Annotated in this window: 1 protein-coding gene; it reads right to left on the bottom strand. The window is 55.6% G+C overall.

The window, feature by feature from the left end:
* The coding region (locus AC6CIG_RS29705) for a transposase (protein ID WP_498324387.1) at positions 1–132 on the bottom strand (132 nt) is incomplete at its 3' end.
* Between the last annotated feature and the right edge of the window lie 379 nt (positions 133–511).

Genomic DNA, 511 nt, shown 5'->3' with positions numbered 1-511 from the left:
GCGCCTCGCTATCGCCGAAACGCTCGCACCGGGCTCCATGCTCTCAGCTACCGCCTGAGCCTTGAACTCATCTGACCAGCGTCGAACCTCTCGCGGCGCGCCCTCCAGACGACCCGCAACGGCTTCGATCATATGGAACGTTCTATGTTCGGACATAGGTTCAGACATAGCAATTCATACCAAGCTCATTCCGTGAGCTCACACGAATAAGCTCGATAACCCGCTATCGCCAGACGGGGTCAATGCACCGCTTACTCTTCGTTCGTAGTTGTCATTTTTTGTCGATAGTTTGCGGCAGGCTTCGTGTCGGGCCGGACAGAGGATGGCCGCCGACGTACTCGGCACCGGCGCGACGCCCGCCTACAATTGACGATCCGGAAAGAAGCCTGAGTATTTGTTTGTTCACCCAAAGGTTGCTTTTTTCTTCATTTCAGACGCGTTGATTGCAAACATGCGCGCCAATCCGTGCGCTGAACTCCGTCGATTTAACCTAGGCTCACGACCCTCCCAG

Source organism: Sinorhizobium sp. GQ132 (assembly GCF_059758575.1).
This window is presented reverse-complemented; position numbering and strand designations above follow the sequence as displayed.